The sequence below is a fragment of the Chitinophaga caseinilytica genome, from assembly GCF_038396765.1.
Lineage (GTDB): Bacteria > Bacteroidota > Bacteroidia > Chitinophagales > Chitinophagaceae > Chitinophaga > Chitinophaga caseinilytica.
This window is the reverse complement of the sequence record NZ_CP150096.1, coordinates 4,979,569-4,999,984: the sequence shown is the minus strand read 5'-3', so window position 1 is coordinate 4,999,984 and position 20,416 is coordinate 4,979,569. Positions and strand designations below refer to the sequence as shown.

Genomic DNA, 20,416 nt, shown 5'->3' with positions numbered 1-20,416 from the left:
TGTTCTCATTTTTAGAAACCGATGTTTACGCCCAGTAATATTTTCTTGCTGATCGGGTACTTCGTGCCGGAAACGCCTTTGGTAAAGCCGTTCGCGTTCACGAAAGAAACCTCGGGGTCCATGCCGGAGAATTTGGTGCCGGTCCAGAGATTGTCGCCGCTGAGGAACACGCGGATACTGCCGATCTTGATCCTTTGCAGCATCGCCGCGGGAAAGTCGTACCCGATCTGCACGTTGCGCAGGCGAACGTAGCTGCCGTCTTCCAGGAATCGCGACGATGGCTCGTTAGACGCTTTGTTGCCGCCCAGCAAGGGTTTGGGATGGGTGGCCACGTCTCCGGGCTTGCTCCACCGGCTCCAGCCTTCGGCCAGTACCATCTGGTTATAGCTGTCGTAAATACCGTCCGAATCGAAGAACTGGCGCGAGCTGTTGAACACCTCGTTCCCGTACACGAAATTGAAGAACGCGCTCATGTACACGCCTTTGAAGCTGAACGTGTTCAGCATCCCGCCGGTGAATTTCGGCGCAGAGGATGTGCCGGTATATTGCAGCGTGGCGGCATTGTAGCTGTTGGTGTAGGTGAGGTAGGTTTTGCCGTCGGCGTCGGTCACTACGCGCTCCCAGAGCGGATCCCCGGTGGCGGGGTCTACGCCGGCCCAGATGCGCATGTACCATTTGTCCACATCTTCGTTGAGGCCCACGGGCTGGTTGGTGCCGGGACTGGCGAACTTGTCGTTCCCGTTCAGCTTCGTCACTTTATTGCGGTTCAGTGCGAAGTTGAGCGAAGTTTCCCATTTGAACTCATTGACGAGGTTCTTCGTGTTCAGGGTGATTTCCATCCCGCGGTTGCGCATCGATCCGATGTTTTCCATCACGCTGGTATAACCGGTCGTGAGCGGCAGCGGGCGCAGCATGAGGAGGGATTTCGCCTGTTTGTCATACAAATCCACGTTCAGCTCGATCCTTTTGAAGAACGATACCTCCACGCCCAGGTTGTTCACCCGGATCTTTTCCCAGGTGAGGTTGGGATTGGCTTTCTGGAAAGGGAAGGAGCCGCTCTGCCCGGCATAGGAGGCCGATTGGTCATATTGGTACAAACCCAGCGCCTGATAGTTCTGGATGGGCGGATTGCCCACGGTGCCATGGCTCGCGCGCAGCTTCAGGAAAGAGATGGTGCGGTTGCCGGCGAGGAAATTCTCGTTGCTCAGAATCCAGGAGGCGCCGATCTGGTAGAAGCTCCCGCCCGGGTTGTTGTTGCCGAATTTGGAACTGATATCCCGCACGAAAGACGCGAGGAAGAAATACCGGTTATCGAAATTGTAATCGCCCTGCACCAGCCATTTCTGGAAGCTGTATTCGTCGCGGCCGCCGGTGGGCGTGGATTTGGCTTCGGTAGCCGTGCTCATGGCCGTCATCCCCGCAGGTAGCCCGCGGCCAACGATGCCGTTGTTGTCGCCATAGAATTTCTCGGCTTCGGCCACGCCGAGCACGGTGAGGTTATGATCGCTCCAGCTGTTTTCGTACCGGAGGCGGTTGGAGCTGAGCAGCGTGTTGCTGTAGTTGATGTTGTGCGCCAGGTACCCCTTGTCGGCGGTACCCTCTTTGGAACGCTGGTCCCAGTACTCGGTGGATTTGTAGTTGTAAATATTGGCGCGGTTATACGTGCTGAACGTGAAATGCCGGTTGATGGCGTAATCCAGGTTCAGGTCGCCGTTGAAGGTCATGGCGCGGTTGAACGACTGGTTATACTGCAGCGAATACAAAAAGTTGTGCTGCTCGCGCCCCAGCCAGCCGGTGCCGCTGCCGAAGCGCGGGGTGCCGTCGGGATTGTAGGGCTTGTCCCACGGCAGGTTGGTATATGCGCCGTACAACGTGCTGCTGTGGTGGTTGTTGGCTTTTTCGTAACTGCCGTTGATAAGTACGGCCAGCTTCACCTTGCTGCTCAGTTTATGGGTAATGTTGGCGCGGAAGTTATAGGCGGATTTGCTGTTGGTAAGCAGCGTGCCGTCTTCCTTGTAATACGTTCCCGCGGTATAGAACTGCGTCTTTTCGCTACCGCCCGATGCGGAAACGGTGTAGCTCTGCGTCATGGCGGTGCGGAAGGCGATGTCCAGCCAGTCGGTATCCGTATTGAGGACGGTGTCTGACCGGGTGGTGAAGGTTTTCTGGTAGTCGTACAGCTCGCGGCTGTTCATCAGTTTGAACTTCCCGAAATCGGCTTTGTTGAAACCGGTGACGGCGTTCACTTCGATGCGGGTTTTTCCGGCGCGGCCCTGGCGGGTGGTAACGATGATAACGCCGTTGGCGGCGCGGGAACCGTAAAGCCCCGTAGCGGCGGCGTCTTTGAGGATGGTGACGGATTCCACGTCGGAGGGGTTGAACGATCCGCCGATGTTGCCGTCTACCACCATGAGCGGGGAGGGGTTGCCGGCCAGGGTGCCCTGTCCGCGGATGGTAACGCTGTTGCCGGATGCCGGATCGCCGGAACCGGAGCTCACCACTACGCCGGGCGCCTTGCCCTGGAGGAGGTTGGAAAGGCTGTTGCTCGTCACGTCGCGGAGCTTCTCGCGGGAAACGGTGCTCACGGCGCTGGACAGGTATTTGACGTTCTTGGAGGAATATCCCACCACCGTCACGCCTTCGATATCCTTACTGGCGGGTATCAGTTGCAGATCGAGCGCCGTGCGGCCCTGTACGGCCACTTCGCGCGTTTCGAACCCGATGTAGGAAATGATGAGGAACGCATCTTCCGGGATGTTGGAAATGCTGAAAACCCCGTCGGAGTTCGTGGTAGCGCCGCGCCCGGTACCTTTCACCTTGATGGAAACCCCCGGCAGCGGCAGCCCCCGGTCGTCGGAGATGCGGCCGGTGATATTAATGGGCGGCGGCATGTCCGGCAACGATTCCACCGGCTTGCGCGAGATCACGATCACCTTGTCTTCGATGGAATATTCGAGGAACTGGCCGCGCAAAGCTTCTTTCAGGAAGTTTTCCAACGGCTGGTTACTGGCGTTGATGCTGATGGTAGCCCCATCGCGGACGATACTTTTGTTGTAAAAGAAAACGAATCCCGTTTGCTTCTTCACGGCGGCGAACACCCTGGCGAGAGGAACGTCTTTCCCGGAAAACGTGATCGTTTGCGATAGGCTTTTTGCGCTGACGTGCATGCAGACCGCAAAAAGACAGGCGGCGGTTAATTTCATCGTATTCACGATTGTGGTGAAGCGGCTGCTCCGGTACCTCCCGGAACCGGGCCCCGCCTTACATAGATTTTGGCCTGCCTTCCATTGCGGACAACGGAAGACATACTTACAAAAAGTCCAAAAATTCATACTTTTGTAAAGGTTTAAGGTGGAGTAAATAAGTAGCTTGTTCCAACGGGCCGTTTTATCGATCTGCCTGAACTTATCCGGGGAAGTGGTACGAACACTTCCCTTTTTCATTGCTGGCAGACAATACTTCCCCTCACCGTCGTCGACGGTGCTTTTTTGAGCGCATTAACATGGCAATATGTTTCTGTCTTTAGTTAGCTGTTACAATTTCACTGTTACGGCAATACGATCAGGCGTTTGCCTTCTTCGATCCTGAATTTTATGTTGACTTTGGTTAATATCCTGGTTACCTGTGATAACTGGAGCGACTGTGGCAGTTCTCCTTCAAAAATCTGGTCGGGCACGTTGCCTTCATAAATCACGTCAATATCGTACCACCTGGCCAGTTGCCGCATGACGTCGCGGAGCGGTGCGCCCTGGAAGATGAAGAACCCTGATTTCCAGGCGGTCACTTGTTCCAGGTCGGGTTGCAGCACCGTCATGGCGCCCCCCTGTGCGATGCGCGCCTGCTGGCCGGGAACGAGCACCCGCGAGCCGGTGGCGTTGCGCACGCGCACCGAGCCTTCCAGCAATGTGGCCTGGATGTGGGGCTCGTCTTCATACGCATGAATATTGAACGCGGTGCCCAGCGCCTGCACGTCCGTTCCGTCGCCGATACTCACGAAGAAAGGGTGCTTCGCGTCTTTGGCCACTTCGAAATACGCTTCGCCGGTCATTTCCACACGGCGTTCGGCGCCGGAGAAAGCGGTGGGGAAGCGGAGGGAAGATGCGGCGTTTAGCCAGACCTTCGTGCCGTCGGGCAGCACGAGCTGGAACTTGCGGCCGCGGGGCGTGGTCATGGTATTGAAGGTGATCTCGCTGGCGTCGGCGGCATCGTAGGCAAGACTTCCGTTTTGCAGCGTAATGCGGGTGCCCTGCTGGCTGGCCACGAGGCCGTTGCCGAGGGAGTCGAGGATGATCTGCCGGCCGCCCGCCAGGGTGAGGATGGCGCCTTCCTTTCCGGGGGCCACGTCGTGGGCGCCGCTCGCCGCTACATCGGCAGGCTGTTTCCCTTTCCAGTATTTATATCCGAAGGGAATGGCGATGGCGAGTGCCAGCACGGCGGCGGCAGCGTACCACCAGCCGAGGCGTCGAACAGGGGCCGACTGCGGGCGTTGAAGGATGCGGTCTGTGATCGCGTCTTTAGTTACGTCCGTCATCACCGGGCCGGGCCTGAGCTGTTCCCAGGCGTCGCGGAGATGGGGAGCCAGCGCGTCTGCGCCCTGCCGGTCGAGCAGTTCGAAGAAAGCTTCCTTTTCGGCCTCGCTGGCCTGGCCGCTCATCCAGCGTTCCAGTAATTCGGGCAGTTGTGACGGATTCGTTTGCATAGTGGTTGTATATAGGGACAACGGTGAAAAGAAAAAGGGGCTATGCCCGGTAAAAAAATCCGGAAATTTTTTTCAGAGGGAATGGAGAATGCAGATGGTGAGCAGGGTAGTGATGCGGCTGGTCACGTACCTGACGATCGATTGCGTGGCGTACTGGATGTACTTTTTGACCGTTTCGCGGGAGAGCTGCATTTCCCGGGCGATCTCGTGGTACTTCTTACCCTGCCGCCGGCTGAGGAGCCAGGCTTTCTGTTGCTGGGAGGGCAACTGGCGGATGGCTTCTTCCACGATGTCGAGATCGGGCTCCGGGGAAACGGGCGTATCTGCTTCACCCCGTGCCAGTTCCCATTCCATCGCCCTTTTCCTTTCCCGCATCATTTTTTTGATGGCGTTCAGGGCATGGTTGCGGGCGATCACGAATAGATAGTTCCGGAAATTGCGGACACCGGCCAGCGCCTCGCGGCTGATCCAAATCTGAAGGAAAATATCCTGCACCACTTCTTCCGCCAGCTCGCGCGACTTCGTCAGCTGCCAGATGTAGGCGTAGAGATGGTCGGCATATTGGCGGAAGAGGTCGCGGAAGGCGTTTTCATCGCCCCGGGACACTTCCAGTAACGTGGCACTGATATCAACAACGTTGTTTGGCAACAGGTGAAGTTTGTGTGTGGCCGTAAACATAAAGAAAAAGCCCGATGCGGAGTGCATCGGGCCTTCGAAAATTTGACAGGCAGATTAGAGTTTGCGCAGCCAGATGTTGCGGTAGCTCACCAGATCGCCATGGTCTTGTAATGCGATGGGCAGATCGCCGTGTTTTTCGTAGAACGGCTTGCCGATATAAAGCGTTTTGCCGAGCAATGCGTAGTTGTTCTGCACCAGCACGCCATTGTGGATAACGGTCACGCGGGCGGGAGATGCTACGGTGCCATCCGCATTGAAGCGGGGCGCGGTATAGATCACGTCGTACGTTTGCCACTGGCCCGGAGGCAGACAGGCGTTGGCGAGGGGAATGGCCTGTTTGTAGAGGCTGCCGGCCTGGCCGTTGGAATACGTCTTGTTATTGTAGTTGTCGAGCACCTGCAATTCGTATTGTTCCTGCAGGAAAATGCCGCTGTTGCCGCGGCCCTGGCCTTCGCCTTTCACGACGGAAGGTGCGCGCCATTCGATATGCAGCTGGAAATCGCCGAAGGAAGCCTTGGTCTTGATGCCGCCTTTGCCGGGCGCTACGGTGAGGGCGCCGTCTTTGATGGTCCAGGGCGCTGCGCTGCCGTCTTTGTCAGACACCCAGCTGTCGAGGTTCTTGCCGTCGAACAGCACGATTGCGTCAGAAGGGGCCGTGGTGGCCGTTCCGGGCGTTACTTTCGGGGGCACGGGCTCCCAAACTTCAGTGTCTTGCGGCTTGGCGTCTTGCGCAGACGCGGATAATGCGGGCGCGGCGAAGGCTGCGCAGAGGAAGAGTTTCGTGATCCGTTGCATGTCGGTTATTTGGGAAGTTTGTAATTGTTATGATATTCGGGCGTGATGAAGGCGTTGGCTTTTTTGTTGTCGAATTTACCTTCGTACGGACGATAATAAATCCGTTCCCCGGTGCGGAACGCGATGTTGCCCATCTGCGCGTTGGTGGCCACGTTGGCGCCGGTGCGGATGTCGCAGTGCAGATCGGTCAGCTTGCGGGATTTGATCACTTCCAGCCAGTTTTTGGTGTGCTTGTCCAACCCGTTGTCGTTGGCTTTGATCCGGCTGATGGGTTCCATCTTGTCTTTCTCCGCGATCACTTCCCATCCCCCGCGGTCCAGTACCAGCGTGCCGTTGTTGCCGATGAAGGCGATGCCGTGGTCTCTGCCGTAGGGGCCGCCGTTGATGCCGGTAGCGTGTTCCCATTGCATGTTGAAGTCGTCGAACTCATAGAGGGCCGTGAGGGTGTCGGGCGTTTCGGCGGCATCGTCGGGGTAAGCGAATTTTCCGCCTGCGGCCACCACGCTTTTGGGATTGGACGCTTTCATGCCGTACAGCGCGTAATCGATGAGGTGCACGCCCCAGTCGGTCATAAGGCCGCCCGCGTAATCCCAGAACCAGCGGAAGTTGAAATGGAAGCGGTTGGCGTTGAACTCGCGCATCTGGGCGGGGCCCAGCCAGGTTTTATAGTCCACACCGGCCGGTGGCATAGCGTTGGCCGCCACGGGCACGGGCTTCATCCATCCCATATACGCCCAAACCTTTACCAGTCTTACCTTACCGAGTTTCCCGGAATGTACGTAAGCAATGGCGTCGTTGAAATGGTTCATACTGCGCTGCCATTGCCCTACCTGTACCACGCGCCCCGTCCGCTCCTGGGCGTTCACCATGGCGCGGATCTCGGCGATGGAGTTGCCGATGGGCTTTTCGACGTACACGTCTTTGCCGGCGCTCACTGCGTCTACCATCTGCAGGCAATGCCAATGGTCGGGCGTGCCGATCACCACTGCGTCTATGTCCTTGTTTTCCAGCAGTTTGCGGTAATCGCCATAGAGCGCGGGCTTTTTGCCGGTTTTTTGCTGCAATTCGCCGGCGCGCTTGTTCAGGACGGTTTCGTCTACGTCGCAGAGCGCAACGCAATTGGTTTCAGGGTGCTTCAACAGGGCGTTCAGGTTGCTCCAGCCCATCCCGTTCACACCGATCACTGCGATATTGACGCGGTCGCTGGGAGCCAGGGCGCGGAGGGATGAGGGCAGCAGGGCCGATCCGGCCAGGAATGCGGAAGTGTTGAACAAAAAGTTCCTTCTGTGCATGTTTTCATGTTTTGACGTGGAAAGAAATAAAAATAACTGTTAAGTTGACAATATAAAAAAATCCCGTTAAAGTTCTTCATCTTCTTCCGGATCTTCCGTGGTACTGAAATTCATCATGGTGCCCAGCAGGTCGGAGAACCGGGTGGCGTTCCCGATGGATTTCTTGCTGAGCAGCGAATGCGCCGCCAGCCCGTGGAGCACCATTTCCATGAGGAGCAATTGTTCTTTTTTATTGGCTTTGGGGAACATTTTCTCCACCAGCTCCTTCAGGCCGGCTACCTTTTGCAATGCCGACGCGTACTCCTTGTCGGGCGCGTCCTGCAGCAACTGGAGCGCATTGCCCGCGTCGAACCACTGGATGATAGGGCGGTAGGGATTGGCGTCCTGCGCGCCGGCGGCCTTGCGTTTCTTGAAGGTTTCCGGGTTGGGGAAATATTGGGCGAACGTGGTGCGGAGACTTTTGTCGAGCAGGTTGAGGGCTACCTGGAGCGGACCTTCCTGTTCCCCTTCGTATACCAGCTCGATCTTGCCGGTGATGGCCGGAACGATGCTCTGGAGGTCGCTGATGCGGACGTAGGTGGAGGGCTCGTTGTGCAGGAGGGTCCGCCGTTCCGCGGAGCTCACGGCGTTTTCGAACGCGGCGATGGTCAAACGGGCAGAAACCCCGCTTTTCTTGTCCACATATTCACTTCCCCGTGCTTCGAACGCCACCTGCTCGATGATCCTTTTGATCAGGTCGGGCATCGTGACTTTGCCTTGCTGTTCCTCATGCACGGCGGCTTCCTGTTCGGTGATGAGCAGGCTGTTTTCCAGCGTTTTCGGGTAATGGGTGATGATCTGGCTTTCGATCCGGTCTTTCAACGGCGTTACGATGGAGCCGCGGTTGGTATAATCTTCCGGGTTGGCGGTGAAAACGAACAGCATATCGAGCGGCATTCTCACCTTGAACCCCCGGATCTGGATATCCCCTTCCTGCAGGATGTTGAACAGCGCCACCTGGATGCGCGCCTGCAGATCGGGCAGCTCGTTGATGACGAAAATCCCCCGGTTCGAGCGCGGAATGATCCCGAAATGGATCACCCGTTCGTCGGCATAACTGAGCTTTTCATTCGCCGCCTTGATGGGGTCTACGTCGCCGATGAGATCGGCTACAGACACGTCGGGCGTGGCGAGCTTTTCGCCGTACCGCGCCTCCCGCGGGATCCATTCAATGGGCGTTTCGTCCCCCATTTTGGCCACAAGGTCGCGCGCGTAGCGGGAGAGGGGCGCATACGGGTGATCGTTGACTTCCGATCCGGCCACGATGGGCACGAACTCGTCGAGCAAATCGATCATTTGCCGCGCCATACGCGTTTTTGCCTGTCCGCGCAGGCCGAGGAAGAGGATATTGTGGCGGGAAAGCAGGGCTCTTTCGGTGTCGGGGATCACGGTATCGTCGTACCCGATGATGCCCGGGAAAGTGCTTTCCTTTCTTTTGAGTTTGGCGATGAGGTTCTGTCTGATCTCTTCTTTGACGGACCTTTGCTGATGTCCGCTCTTCTTTAGTGCGCCGAGCGTTTTGATTTGTTCCATGTCTTTACAACTTTTTCCTTTTCCCGCTCTCGAAATCGTGGAACAGGAACTGTCCCAGGTTATCGGTCCCGGAGAAAAATGCTTTACCGTTATTGGTTTCCGTGAATTCGTTGACGAATTGCTGCAGCCACGGGTCGGTGGCTACCATGAAAGTGGTGATGGGGATTTTCAGTTTTTTGCATTGGGCGGCGAGGTTGAGAGTCCGGTTGAGGATCTTCCGGTCGAGCCCGAAGCTGTTTTTATAATACTGTTTCCCTTGTTTGAGGCAGGTCGGCTTCCCGTCGGTGATCATCAGGATCTGTTTGTTGGGATTGCGCCTGCGGCGGAGGATGTCCATAGCCAGTTCCAGCCCCGCCACGGTATTGGTGTGGAAAGGCCCGACCTGCAGATAGGGCAGGTCTTTGATCTCGATCTGCCAGGCGTCGTTCCCGAACACGATGATGTCCAGCGTGTCTTTCGGGTACCGGGTGGTGATGAGCTCGCTGAGCGCCATGGCCACTTTCTTGGCCGGCGTGATGCGGTCTTCCCCATAAAGGATCATGGAATGGGAGATATCGATCATGAGCACGGTAGACGTTTGCGTCTTGAAATCCGTTTCCCGGATCTCCAGATCGTCTCGCTGCATGGAAAACGTTTCGATGCCGTGGTTGATCTGCGCGTTGCGGATGGAAGCCGTCATGTCTATCTGCTCCAACGCATCGCCGAAGAGATAGGGCCGGGTTTCGGCGTTCTGCTCGTCGCCCTGGCCGGATTTGCGGATATTATGGTCCCCGATGCGGGATTTCTTCAGTTTCCCGAAAATTTCTTCCAGCGCGCGTTTGCGGATCGACTGTTCCGTTTTGGCCGTGATGGAGATAGTGCCTTCTTCTTCATTGTCCCGGATATAACCCTTGTCTTTCAAATCCTGTATGAAATCCCCGATCCCGTATTCCTCGCTGGTCAGCTGATATTCCTTGTCCAGTTCGGTCATCCATTGCAGGGCCTCCGATACGTCGCCGCTCGTGTACGTCAGCAGCTGGGTAAATACGTCCAGCAGCTTTTCGAACGAGGGTTGGCTGTCGTCTGACGGGTTGAAACGGGTAAATATAAACCCTTTCATAGCGTACTAAATTACGGAAAAACAAAACACACATTCGTTTGTCATGGCCGTATCACATGGGGAAATACGGCCGTTCGTCCGTAACGACTTGTAAATCTGGAAACTACCGTGTATTTTGTACACTAATACATACTTACGGCAATTTTTAAAATACACGTCTATGATCTCAATGAGAAAATCGCTGGTGCTGTTGGGCGCGGCGGCATTAATGTTCGCGCAGCCGGTACTGGCGCAGAAGAAGGAGGCCAAACTGGGCTGGAAGCTCGGTGCGCAGGCGTATTCCTTCAATCGTTTCACCCTTTCCGAAGCCCTCGACCGTATCGATTCCTGCAAATTGCAGTATGTGGAATGCTATAACGGGCAGACCATCGGCGGCGGTATCGACGGGAAGATGGATTTCAAGATGGATGCGGCGAAGCGGCAGCAGGTCAAAGACCTCTTCAAGCAGAAAAAGAAGACCCTCGTGGCGTACGGCGTCGTTTCTCCGAACGGTGAGGAAGAATGGAAGCAGATGTTCGAGTTCGCCAAAGCGATGGGCATCCAGATCATCACGTCCGAACCGCGCCTGGCCGACCTGGACGCGCTGAGCCGCCTGGCAGACGAGTACAAGATCAAAGTGGCGTTCCACGACCATCCGAAACCGAGCCATTACTGGCATCCGGACAGCGTGCTGGTTAACATCCAGGGCCGCAGCAAATACCTCGGCGCCTGTGCCGACATTGGCCACTGGGTGCGTTCCGGCCTCGATCCGGTGGAGTGCCTTCAGAAGCTGAACGGACGTGTGTTCAGCCTGCATTTCAAAGACCTCCACGAGAAGAGCCCCAAAGGCCACGATGTGCCCTGGGGAACGGGCGTGTGCAATATTCCCGGCGTGCTGGCGGAGCTGAAGAAACAGAACTTCAAAGGCGTTTTCAGCGCGGAATATGAATACCATTGGGACCGTAACTGGCCCGAGATCGCGGAAGGCGTGAAGAACGTGCGGGAGATGATCTCGAAACTCTGATTGAAATAGATTATTTTGGCAGCGCCGGGCTTTTGGCCCGGCGTTTTTTGTATTCCTGGCCTATAGACGTATCTGTTGCATTTATTTTCTGCCTATGTATGTTTTTGGGATGTGGCTAATGTTCTTCATGAACGCCAGTGCAAAGCTAACGCCTGGGGTAGTGGTAGCCATGCTCATCTGGTGGCCGGTTTTGGCCATTTTTTCACGGAAAGGCACTTACGTGAAAAGGGTACAGACCTTCCTTTCCGTTTTTACGATGATTTTTGCAGGCATATCGACGGTATTACAAATCCAACATGAATTTGTAAGCGATCGGATTGTTTTTCTGCTGTTGCTCACGGGTTTTTATATCATCCTGCTACTTTTGTTCCGGTCGCGTAAAAATCTGACAGGATGGGGTTCGCTGCTTTTTATTGCAATGGGTGCAGGCATAGCCTGGTTTGAGCAGATCGTCGTTTTTTGTACCGGTTTCGGGAGGGATTATCTCCCGGGTTCATGGGGGTATGAGCGGGATCTTTTTGAAACAATGACGGCTGTGGCGATGTTGGTACTTGCGGTTGCTTGTGGTTTCGCGGCTTTGTGGATGCCGCCTCCGGGGAAGAAAACTGCTTCCGGAGAAGCGGATTGAGTTCTGATGATCGGAAGTGAATATCATGACAAGCCTATAGCAAGATCTGCACATCCCGTTTCACATTCAGCCGTTATTTTTGCATTGTAAACGATAACAAATGACCAGCGAAGTGCTCCTTTACATCCATCATCACCTCGACAGCAAGATTTCGCTGGAATCCCTCGGCAAGGTGACCGGCTATTCCCCCTTCCACCTCCAGAAGAAACTGAGCAGGGAACTGGGAACGCCGCTGGGGAAGTATATCCAGGAACAGCGCCTACACACCGCAGCTTACCTGCTGGCACTTACGCGCCTCCCGATCCTCGATATTATGACCATGGTCGGTTTTGAAGACAACAGCGCATTCGGACGGGCGTTCAAAAAGCTGTATGCCGTACCGCCGCTGCAATACAGGTCTTCACAAACCCACCAGCAAGCGCATCCCCATCAAACTTCCCGGTACATTTCCACCAACGGCGCCATCTGCCGGGAAGCGCCGAAAACCGCCAGGATCTTCACTTCCCGCGGCGATTATTTCTCCCGCGAAAGCTTCGCCATCTGGGAAGACGTTGCCGCATACATCGCTTCCATCGGCAAAACGCCGGACGATTTCGAGCATTATTCCGTCTTCCACGAATGTCCGCACATCACCGGCAACCGCGACTCCCGCTTCGATGCGGCCATCGTTCCGAAAGGATTCACCCTGCCGGCGGAGCCCTTCCTCCAATCCAGTATTTTAGACGGAAAGTATATCAAATTCAATTTCTGCAGCGCCGTGCAGGAATACGAAAGCGTGAGCGCGGAAGTTAATAACGCCGTTGCCGCGCAACCGGAAATCCGCCACAGGGAAGGCGCTTCGTATTTCCGGTACGATTCCATGCCAAGCCCCCACAACCCCGATAACCTGTTCATTAACTGGTATCTCCCTATCGCGTAATCAAATCTGACATATGAAAAATAGAATCGTAGCATCCCTTTGCTGTTTAGGGGTGGCAGGGCTCGTATTTGCCTTTGGCGACCTCCTCATCGACCAGGAAAACGTCATTTTCAAAGCCAGCCAGGAACCGGAGAAGTTCGCGGCGCTCACTACGTCCGGCGCGTACTACTGGTGGGCCGGGCGCGGCTTCCTGGGCGTTTTCCTCGAAATGGTGGGCACCCTCGGCCTGTATTTCCATCTGCAACAAACGAAGGCGGAGAAATGGGCCTTCGCCGGGTTGCTCCTCACGTTAACGCATCAGTTGCTGGGGATGGGCGTTTTCGCGATCGCGTATTTCCTGTTTCCCGCCGCCGGAGCTTTATACCAAAACGGCATCCCGCAGGCGATCCCCTTCGTTACCATGCAAGGCGCACTGGGATTGTTTTTCGCGCTGTCGCTCGTTTGTACGATGGCAGGCCTGGCCTGTATGGCAGTGGCGGTCCAAAAGAGCGGAAAACTCCCCAAATTCTCGGGCTGGCTGGCTTTACTGGGGTTTGCACTGATCCCCGTTCCGGGCGTGATCGTCCAGTTCGTGGCCAATATTACCTGGGGCGCGGCGTATTTCTGGATGGCTTGGCATATCGCTAAAATGGCGACTGCTATAAAGTTGCAACGGAATGAAGCCATCGGGCGACTGCAAGGGGTATTGAAGGATTAGTTGGCAGGAGGCGTCATGATCCTCGCCATCGTACCGGCAGTTTGGCACCGGTTGTGAAAGCACAAAAAAAGCCGGTCAACGATGTGTTGACCGGCTTTTTCATTATCGAAAATCTCGTTATGGTTTCGGAGAATCCTGCGCAGGCGCGGGAGCGTTGCCGAACTGCTGGTTGCCTTCGAGCAGCTTCGCGCTGTCGGAAGTGAACTGCTGGTGCCATTGCTGGAGCATGGCTTTGAACTGTTCGGCACGGCGTGCATCATCCTGCAGGTCGTTGGTGAACTTGGAGGCCGGCAGGGCGCGGTAGTAGCGCATCTGCTGGTCCAGGTCCTTGACGATCTGTGCGGAGATGTCCTGCGCTTTCTTCGCGTCGCCGGCGATGTAGTAAGCGTACACGATTTCCATGCCCCACAGGTTGTGCATGTTGCCGGGCGATGTCATGGCGTAAGGCATGTTGCCGGGCAGGAACATAGTGTCCTGACGATTGAGGATGGTCAGCGCCTGATCTTTCTTGCCTTCGTTTACCAGGGCAACGGCCAGTTTGGTGTGGGCGTTACGGATGGTCTGGAGCATGCGGCGGTTAGGCTCGTCGAAATAAACGCCGGGCACGTTTACGCTGCCGTACTGGAATTTCTCCATGATGGTCTGGAACGTGCGTTTGGTATTCACCTGGTCGTTCAGGCCGGGCAACATCTGGTCGGGCGTGTTGCGGCGGGTGGGCGACAAGCGGTAGGTCATGCCTTCCACGGAAAGGAAGTCGTTGAATCCAAGATCGATGGGCGAAGTGAAGTAGATCGGGCGCTTCCATTCGTTGGTGGCGATGATGTCGTACACGGCGAGATCGTTCTTGAAGATCATCTGCTTGCTGATAACGAACGGCACCTGTGCTTCGATGCGCGCGCTGTCTGCGGCGTCAACTGTGCCGTTGGCGAGCACGGCGGCTTTATTCACGGGGATGAACAGTTTCTGCGTGGGCAGGTAGTTCACTTTTTCGCCGGTGTTCAGGGGCACTTTGGCATTGTCGCTGTCGTCTCCCAGGAAGCCGATCACTTCTTTCAGGTTGTAGAAGCGGTCTTGGGGGATTTTGCCGTTGTCGAAGAACATCACGTAGTTGCGGTTTTCGCCGCGGTATTGTTCCGGCGTGAGCGTCATCGGGATGGCGGGGCTCTGGTTGGTGGCGTTGCGGGCCTGGTCGATGTACCAGTCCACACCCAGGAGGCTGAGGTTGATCACGCGGATGTCCGGGCGAACGCCTTCCACTTCCTGTGCGTACCAGAGCGGGTAGGTATCGTTGTCGCCCACGGTAAAGAGGATGGCGTTGGGCGCGCAGGATTCGAGGTAATCTTTGGCTACGTCGCGGGCGATCACTTTCTTGGAACGGTCGTGATCGTCCCAGCCTTGTTGTGCCATGAGCACAGGCGCTGCGAGGAGGCTGATCACCACGGCGAGTGTGGCCGCCGCGGGGAATTTACGCTTCTCGAAGAAGCTGTAGATGCTCATCACGCCCAAACCGATCCAGATGGCGAAGGCGTAGAAGGAACCTACGTATGCGTAATCACGCTCACGCGGCTGGTTGCCGGCCTGGTTGAGGTACAGCACAATGGCCATACCGGTGAAGAAGAACAGCAAACCTACGATCAGCGCGTCTTTCCGGTGGCGGCTGTAATGGAACAGGAAGCCCAGCAGGCCGAGGAGGAAAGGCAGGAAGAAGAAGGTATTGTGTGCTTTGTTGTATTTCAGGCTGTCGGGCATTTCGGACTGGTCGCCGAGGAAAATATTGTCGAGCGGTGTGATGCCGGAGAGCATATTGCCGTCGCGCGGGTTCCCGAAGCCCTGGGTATCGTTCTGTTTGCCGATGAAGTTCCATCCGAAGTAACGGATGTACATGTGCCAGACCTGGTACCCGAGGAAGAAGCGGATGTTGTCGCCGAAAGAAGGTTTTTCACCGTCTCTCAGTCCCAGGAACGCCTTATAGTAATCGGCGTGGCCCTGGTCGTTGGAGGCGTCCCACACGCGCGGGAACAACATCATATCGGCCGCGCCGTATACCGGCACCTGTTTTTTACCGGCTACGATGTACTTGTTGCCGGCACGGGCGTAAATGTTGTTGGTTTCCTTGTATGATTCCGGGCGGGCGGTGAACACCTGTCCGTAGATCAGCGGGAAATCGCCGTATTGTTCACGACCGAGGTAGCCCACGAGGGAAACCGGGTTGTCAACGTTGTACATGTCCACCGTCGGGTTGGCCGAAGAGCGGATCATGGTGGTGATGTAGGTGGAGTATCCCATCAGCAGGAAGAAGATGCAGGAATTTACCAGCTGAACGGGATGCCTGAGTTTGTTGAAATCGATCTTCACGCCGAAAGCCTTCACCAGGTAAGGGATGGCGAGGATGGCGATAGCGAAGATCACCCTGCCGGCGCGCGCCGCGCCGCCCGAGCCTTCGGGGAAGGCGGGGATGAGCACTACGGTGGCGATGAGGATCAGGGGCGCGTACATGCCCACTTTCGGTTTGAAATAACCGATGACGAGGAGGGCGAGTATACCTACGAAGTAGAAGATGAAACCGGAGAAGAAGGGCAGGCTGAGGGAGTTCACGAAGTAAACGTCCATCATACCGGCTACCTTAATGGTGTCCTGGATCACGAATTTCTGAACCGCGCCGGTGATGAGACAGCCGATCACGAAGGCCCAGAAAGCGCCCCAGCCGGTGGTTTTCTTGCTTTTCTTGAAGTACCAGATCAGTACCATGGCCGGGATGGTCAGCAGGTTGAGGAGGTGGACGCCGATGGAAAGGCCCATCAGGTAAGCGATCAGTACGATCCAGCGGTCGCCGTGCTCGGAATCCGCGGCATGTTCCCATTTGAGCATGGCCCAGAAAACCACGGCGGTGAAGAGGGACGACATCGCATATACCTCGCCTTCCACAGCGGAGAACCAGAAGGAGTCGGAGAAGGTGTAGGCCAGCGCACCAACGGCACCGGCGCCCATTACCACGATCAGCTGGTTACGGCTCAGTTCGCCACCGTGCTGCGTATAGATGCGGCGGGCGAAGTGGGTGATGGTCCAGAAGAGGAACAGGATGGTGAAACCGCTGGAAAGGGCGCTCATGATGTTGATGCCGAGGGCTGCGGAGCCGGGGGAGAAGGGCAGGGTGAAAATCCGGCCGATCAGCACGAACATCGGTGCGCCGGGGGGTGGGGTACCTGTACTTTATAGGCCGCGGAAATGAACTCGCCGCAATCCCACAGGCTTCCCGTGGCTTCCATGGTCATTAAATAAACAGCACAGGCGATGATACACACGATCCAGCCTGTAATGTTATTAATCCTGTTAAAATTCATAAGTCGATTTTAGATAATTCCGACAAAAATAGAAAAACTAAGCAATTAAGCTAATCGCCGGTACAGTTTTAACTTTTTATAAATATTTTAACACATTCACCTGTTTGCGGATGCGATGCGGTCGAGGCTCCAGGCCTCGGGTTTGCCTGAGAACCATGGTTTTATGGTGGCCCAGGTGTTGGCAAACAAGTCGGAGTGGCGATAGGCGTCCAGCGCGTCGGGGCCGGACCAGGTGCTGTAGGTGCAATAAACGCCTGGCCGGGAGCGGTCTTTCCATAGTTCGAGGTGCGCGCATCCGGGAAACTGGCGGATATCGGAGCGGAGGGTTTCGAACAGCGATTCGAAGGCGGCGCAATGGGCATCGGCGAACGTGAGTTGAACGATTCGGATCATCGGCCGAAGATACGGATCGTTATTCGAACAGGATGCGGACGGTCTGGTAGAAGGAAAGTTGCTGGTAGGCTTGCTGCTGGAGCTGGTCGCGGCGGAAGCCCTGGAGCCCGAAGAGCCCGGCGGCGTTGCCCTTGTTCACGGCGATTTCCAGGTAGCCGGCGGCGTTGAAGAGGGCGAGCTTCTGGCCCTCGGCCACGTCTGCGTAGGTTTCGCTGAGCTGAGTGATCATTTCGTCGCGGCGGAAGAAGATGGCGAAGCGGCGGCCGTTCCGCTGGGCGTGGAACTGCTCGCGGGTGATGTTGACCACCACGTTCTCGAAATTATCGATATGGAGGATCTGTCCTTCGATATAATCTTCACCGGTGAGGGGCTGCAGGTTGTTCTTCACGACGATCTCCTGGGCCAGGGTCCCGAATTGTGCGGGCATTTCGCCGCCGAAGAGGCGGGCGAGGGCGCGGGCCATGACGGTCACGATGCCGAGGGTGTTGCGGATTTCGGCGGATTCGAGGGAGATGCGGTACACTTCCTCGGGCATCCCGCCGGCGATCATGGTGAGCAGCCCGTTGTCTGCGCAGCAGATGTACTGGCCCTGGTGGCGCGCGAGGAGGATGAAGTCCGTCTTGCGGTCGAACAGGTTATTGAGCACTAAATGGACGGTGTCTTTCGGGTAATAACGAAAGGCGCTGCGGCAGATGTAAGTCGCCTGCGGCAGGTTGAAGGGGGAGATGTGGTGCGAGATGTCCACGACCTGGGCATTCGGACAATGCTGCAGCAGCAGGCCTTTTATAGCGCCTGTCAGGTAGTCCTGCAATCCAATGTCTGATGTCAGCGTAACGATGGGCATAATGAGTTCAACGGTCGCGCTTTCTACAGGGGTTTAGAATCCCTGCAAAGAAAGGCATTATTTCAGTGTAATGATGAAAAAAATGGAATTAAATCAAACGGTGCAAAAGCGGGGCCAGACTCTTCAGGAGAGGGGCGAGCCGGGTTCCTTGCGGAAATGGTTGAAGACCAGTTTGTCTGTCAGCCCCGGGAGCAGTTTGCTGAGTAAAACGGTGAGCTTGCCCTGCGAAGTCAATACCAGTGTCCGTTTTCGTTTCGCGATGGCCCGTAGCGTGTGTGCGGCTACGGTGTCCGCGCTCATGAGGCTGCCTTCGTCCAACGGTGTTTCTTTTTGGGAGTGGCCGCTCTTGTCCAGCGCGGTGTTCCGGATATTGGAGGCGGTGAAGCCGGGGCAGATCCACATGACGTTGACGCCTGTATGCAGATTTTCGGTCCGCAACGCTTCCAGGAACCCCTGCATGGCGAATTTGGAAGCGGAATAGCCCGTTCTTCCCGGTAAGCCACGGTATCCTGCGATGCTGCTCACGCCCACAACGGTGCCTTTCTGTTCGAGGATGGAGGGGAGGGCGTATTTGGTGCAATACACGGTGCCCCAGAAATTAATGTCCATCAACGTTTTCAGGACATCCGGCGTAGCGTCCCGGAAGAGGGCGCGCATGCTGATGCCGGCGTTGTTGACAAGAATGTCGATCTTCCCGAACTTTTCCAGCACGCTGCCGATAAAAGCCTTGCAATCTTCCTCGATGCTCACGTCTGCCCTAAACACATGCAGCTCCGGCACTTCTGCCTGCAGGGCGCGAAGGGTTTCCTCTTTGCGGCCGCATACGGAAACGTGTGCGCCTGCACGAAGGAACGCCAGGGCCAGCGCCTTCCCGATACCGGATGTGGCGCCTGTGATTACGACGGATTTGTGGGGGAAGCTTTGCATGGTGCAAAAATAATGGGACGCGCTAAAACAGTGAAATAATGTTAGACACAGTGAATAAATAAAAATCCACGCGGGTATTGGTTTTTCATGTTTATTTAGTATAAAACGCTGATCTGCAGCGGGTATGAAGACCTCAACTTTTACTTGAAGCAAGCGCATGGCGCGTTTGAGCGCCATATTCGTGTGCGCGCCCGGAGTTGAATGCGTATATCGGATTCTCGGCGCGTTGGTTGGGTGGCGCAATTAAATTGGAGGTCCGGATGTGGATTTCGGAACAGGGAAAAAATTTTTTGAAAGAAGGATGGGATCAGCAAGAAAGGCCGTTCCCGAGCAGCGCCCCGATCTTTTTCCGGATAAACGCCGCCTCCCCGGGCGTAGGCTTGCCCTGCAACGCCTTGCGGTAGTGCTTCAACGCCCCCGGCACATCGCCCCCATCTGCACATATGCGTGCCAGCGTGGCCTGCAGCAAATGATGATGCCGCATGAACGGATCGGCCTGCAGCGCATCCAGCATGTCCATGGCGGCACGTGCCTGTCCCGCGAAGTATAAAGCGATGGCATGACTGAGGCTCACGAACGGCGAAGGCGCCACAGCCGCCAGTTGCCGGTACAGCCCTGCGATCTGCAGCCAGGGCGTTTCCGCGAAGGAATTCGCTGTGGTGTGGAACCAGGCGATCGATGCCTCGAAATGATAAGGGCTTTCTCCCTCCGCCACCGCGGCCTGTTTCAGGTAATCGGCCGCCACGCGGATCATATCGCGGTCCCAGGCGCGACGGTCTTGCTGCTCCAGCTCGAGCAGCTCGCCCATGGAGCCTGTGCGCGCCTCCCAGCGGGAGAGCTGGAAAAGCATGAGGGCGTACAGGGCCTTGGCGTCGGAAACGTGGACGCGCGCCCGGCGGATGGTTTCCCGGGTGAGGCTGAGGGCGTCTTCGCAAAGGGCTTCGTCCATGATCTTCCAGCCTTCGGTAAATATGATGTAGAGCGCCTTCAGCGCCAGTTGCACTTTTTCCGCGCTCCACCACACGAATCCCGAGCGGAAAGCGATATCGCCCGCGCGGAGCTGCTGCCGCTGGCGGTATAAAACCTTCGACACGCTGTCTGCCTCCATCCCCAGCAATTCCCCGATCTGCTGCACCTGCAGCCCGAAAACATAGCGCAGCGCCGTGATGAGCTGCACTTTCGGCGGGAACTTCGCGTGCATGCAGGCGAACAGGAGCCGCAACAGCTCGAGGTCGCCGTTTTCCGGTGGACTTTCAGGCGCCGGCGCCGAAGGCAGGTGGGTGAGGGGGATGATGGTGGGTTTGCGGGCATGGCGCCGCCTGCTCATATTGCGCACGGCCGCGTACAGCCAGGCTTCCGGCTGCTCGGGCACGCCGCGCGCCCAGGTGGCGGCGGCGGATGTAAAAGCCTCCTGCACCATATCTTCCGCGTCGGCGAGGCAAAGGGAACCGTCCATAAACAGCAGGTGGCCGGTCATTTTCCCGAAGCTTTTGCGGTAGAGCTGCTGCAGGAGCGCTGTCAATTGCATG

At 56.4% G+C, this 20,416-nt stretch carries 16 protein-coding genes; 4 read left to right on the top strand and 12 right to left on the bottom strand.

The features are described 5' to 3' along the window. Positions 1 to 11: 11 nt before the first annotated feature. The 7 genes from WJU22_RS20595 to WJU22_RS20565 form a co-directional block, all read right to left on the bottom strand. Entirely contained in the window at positions 12 to 3,203 is a 3,192-nt protein-coding gene (locus WJU22_RS20595; protein WP_341840055.1) for a SusC/RagA family TonB-linked outer membrane protein, read from the bottom strand. A 344-nt stretch (positions 3,204 to 3,547) separates the two neighbouring features. Then, positions 3,548 to 4,699, bottom strand: a complete 1,152-nt coding sequence (locus WJU22_RS20590; protein ID WP_341840054.1) for a FecR family protein — start codon at positions 4,697 to 4,699, stop codon at positions 3,548 to 3,550. Positions 4,700 to 4,771: 72 nt separating this feature from the next. Beyond that, positions 4,772 to 5,347, bottom strand: a complete 576-nt coding sequence (locus tag WJU22_RS20585) for a sigma-70 family RNA polymerase sigma factor (RefSeq protein WP_341840053.1) — start codon at positions 5,345 to 5,347, stop codon at positions 4,772 to 4,774. 84 nt (positions 5,348 to 5,431) lie between these two features. Then, a complete protein-coding gene (locus tag WJU22_RS20580; RefSeq protein WP_341840052.1) occupies positions 5,432 to 6,172 on the bottom strand; it encodes a DUF1080 domain-containing protein in 741 nt (246 codons plus the stop codon). Between the two features lie 5 nt (positions 6,173 to 6,177). Next, entirely contained in the window at positions 6,178 to 7,464 is a 1,287-nt protein-coding gene (locus WJU22_RS20575) for a Gfo/Idh/MocA family oxidoreductase (RefSeq protein ID WP_341840051.1), read from the bottom strand. A 66-nt stretch (positions 7,465 to 7,530) separates the two neighbouring features. Next, positions 7,531 to 9,036 carry a magnesium chelatase gene (locus tag WJU22_RS20570; protein ID WP_341840050.1) on the bottom strand — a complete coding sequence of 502 codons (1,506 nt, stop codon included), beginning with the start codon at positions 9,034 to 9,036 and terminating at the stop codon, positions 7,531 to 7,533. A gap of 4 nt (positions 9,037 to 9,040) precedes the next feature. Next, positions 9,041 to 10,135: a vWA domain-containing protein gene (locus tag WJU22_RS20565; RefSeq protein ID WP_341840049.1), complete on the bottom strand. Its 1,095-nt coding sequence runs from the start codon at positions 10,133 to 10,135 to the stop codon at positions 9,041 to 9,043. A 160-nt stretch (positions 10,136 to 10,295) separates the two neighbouring features. Between WJU22_RS20565 and WJU22_RS20560 the strand changes: the two genes are divergently transcribed. From WJU22_RS20560 to WJU22_RS20545, 4 genes are all read left to right on the top strand, one after another. Continuing rightward, positions 10,296 to 11,138 carry a sugar phosphate isomerase/epimerase gene (locus WJU22_RS20560; RefSeq protein ID WP_341840048.1) on the top strand — a complete coding sequence of 281 codons (843 nt, stop codon included), beginning with the start codon at positions 10,296 to 10,298 and terminating at the stop codon, positions 11,136 to 11,138. A 127-nt stretch (positions 11,139 to 11,265) separates the two neighbouring features. Further along, on the top strand, positions 11,266 to 11,766 hold the full coding sequence (locus WJU22_RS20555; RefSeq protein ID WP_341840047.1) for a hypothetical protein: 501 nt from the start codon (positions 11,266 to 11,268) through the stop codon (positions 11,764 to 11,766). A gap of 100 nt (positions 11,767 to 11,866) precedes the next feature. Then, entirely contained in the window at positions 11,867 to 12,685 is an 819-nt protein-coding gene (locus WJU22_RS20550) for an AraC family transcriptional regulator (RefSeq protein WP_341840046.1), read from the top strand. A gap of 13 nt (positions 12,686 to 12,698) precedes the next feature. Further along, positions 12,699 to 13,382, top strand: coding sequence for a hypothetical protein (locus WJU22_RS20545; RefSeq protein ID WP_341840045.1), 684 nt, complete (start codon positions 12,699 to 12,701; stop codon positions 13,380 to 13,382). A gap of 117 nt (positions 13,383 to 13,499) precedes the next feature. Here WJU22_RS20545 and WJU22_RS20540 read toward each other — a convergent pair whose 3' ends face one another. The 5 genes from WJU22_RS20540 to WJU22_RS20520 form a co-directional block, all read right to left on the bottom strand. Next, the gene (locus WJU22_RS20540) at positions 13,500 to 16,562 is read right to left on the bottom strand and encodes a DUF2723 domain-containing protein (RefSeq protein WP_425165372.1); all 3,063 of its coding nucleotides are present in this window, start codon (positions 16,560 to 16,562) and stop codon (positions 13,500 to 13,502) included. A gap of 257 nt (positions 16,563 to 16,819) precedes the next feature. Further along, on the bottom strand, positions 16,820 to 17,116 hold the full coding sequence (locus WJU22_RS20535) for an antibiotic biosynthesis monooxygenase family protein (RefSeq protein WP_341840044.1): 297 nt from the start codon (positions 17,114 to 17,116) through the stop codon (positions 16,820 to 16,822). Positions 17,117 to 17,135: 19 nt separating this feature from the next. Then, complete coding sequence (locus tag WJU22_RS20530) at positions 17,136 to 17,960, bottom strand: SAM-dependent chlorinase/fluorinase (RefSeq protein ID WP_341840043.1); 825 nt, start codon at positions 17,958 to 17,960, stop codon at positions 17,136 to 17,138. 123 nt (positions 17,961 to 18,083) lie between these two features. After that, on the bottom strand, positions 18,084 to 18,887 hold the full coding sequence (locus tag WJU22_RS20525) for an SDR family oxidoreductase (RefSeq protein ID WP_341840042.1): 804 nt from the start codon (positions 18,885 to 18,887) through the stop codon (positions 18,084 to 18,086). Between the two features lie 307 nt (positions 18,888 to 19,194). Beyond that, positions 19,195 to 20,415, bottom strand: a complete 1,221-nt coding sequence (locus tag WJU22_RS20520) for an RNA polymerase sigma factor (protein ID WP_341840041.1) — start codon at positions 20,413 to 20,415, stop codon at positions 19,195 to 19,197. Position 20,416: the final 1 nt, after the last annotated feature.

What these genes read in the sequence shown, in the direction of transcription:
- WJU22_RS20595 (WP_341840055.1), bottom strand. Translation starts at nt 3,203, where the DNA reads ATGAAATTAACCGCCGCCTGTCTTTTTGCGGTCTGCATGCACGTCAGC.
- WJU22_RS20590 (WP_341840054.1), bottom strand. Translation starts at nt 4,699, where the DNA reads ATGCAAACGAATCCGTCACAACTGCCCGAATTACTGGAACGCTGGATG.
- WJU22_RS20580 (WP_341840052.1), bottom strand. Translation starts at nt 6,172, where the DNA reads ATGCAACGGATCACGAAACTCTTCCTCTGCGCAGCCTTCGCCGCGCCC.
- WJU22_RS20575 (WP_341840051.1), bottom strand. Translation starts at nt 7,464, where the DNA reads ATGCACAGAAGGAACTTTTTGTTCAACACTTCCGCATTCCTGGCCGGA.
- WJU22_RS20570 (WP_341840050.1), bottom strand. Translation starts at nt 9,036, where the DNA reads ATGGAACAAATCAAAACGCTCGGCGCACTAAAGAAGAGCGGACATCAG.
- WJU22_RS20565 (WP_341840049.1), bottom strand. Translation starts at nt 10,135, where the DNA reads ATGAAAGGGTTTATATTTACCCGTTTCAACCCGTCAGACGACAGCCAA.
- WJU22_RS20560 (WP_341840048.1), top strand. Translation starts at nt 10,296, where the DNA reads ATGATCTCAATGAGAAAATCGCTGGTGCTGTTGGGCGCGGCGGCATTA.
- WJU22_RS20555 (WP_341840047.1), top strand. Translation starts at nt 11,266, where the DNA reads ATGAACGCCAGTGCAAAGCTAACGCCTGGGGTAGTGGTAGCCATGCTC.
- WJU22_RS20550 (WP_341840046.1), top strand. Translation starts at nt 11,867, where the DNA reads ATGACCAGCGAAGTGCTCCTTTACATCCATCATCACCTCGACAGCAAG.
- WJU22_RS20545 (WP_341840045.1), top strand. Translation starts at nt 12,699, where the DNA reads ATGAAAAATAGAATCGTAGCATCCCTTTGCTGTTTAGGGGTGGCAGGG.
- WJU22_RS20540 (WP_425165372.1), bottom strand. Translation starts at nt 16,562, where the DNA reads ATGTTCGTGCTGATCGGCCGGATTTTCACCCTGCCCTTCTCCCCCGGC.
- WJU22_RS20535 (WP_341840044.1), bottom strand. Translation starts at nt 17,116, where the DNA reads ATGATCCGAATCGTTCAACTCACGTTCGCCGATGCCCATTGCGCCGCC.
- WJU22_RS20530 (WP_341840043.1), bottom strand. Translation starts at nt 17,960, where the DNA reads ATGCCCATCGTTACGCTGACATCAGACATTGGATTGCAGGACTACCTG.
- WJU22_RS20525 (WP_341840042.1), bottom strand. Translation starts at nt 18,887, where the DNA reads ATGCAAAGCTTCCCCCACAAATCCGTCGTAATCACAGGCGCCACATCC.
- WJU22_RS20520 (WP_341840041.1), bottom strand. Translation starts at nt 20,415, where the DNA reads ATGCAATTGACAGCGCTCCTGCAGCAGCTCTACCGCAAAAGCTTCGGG.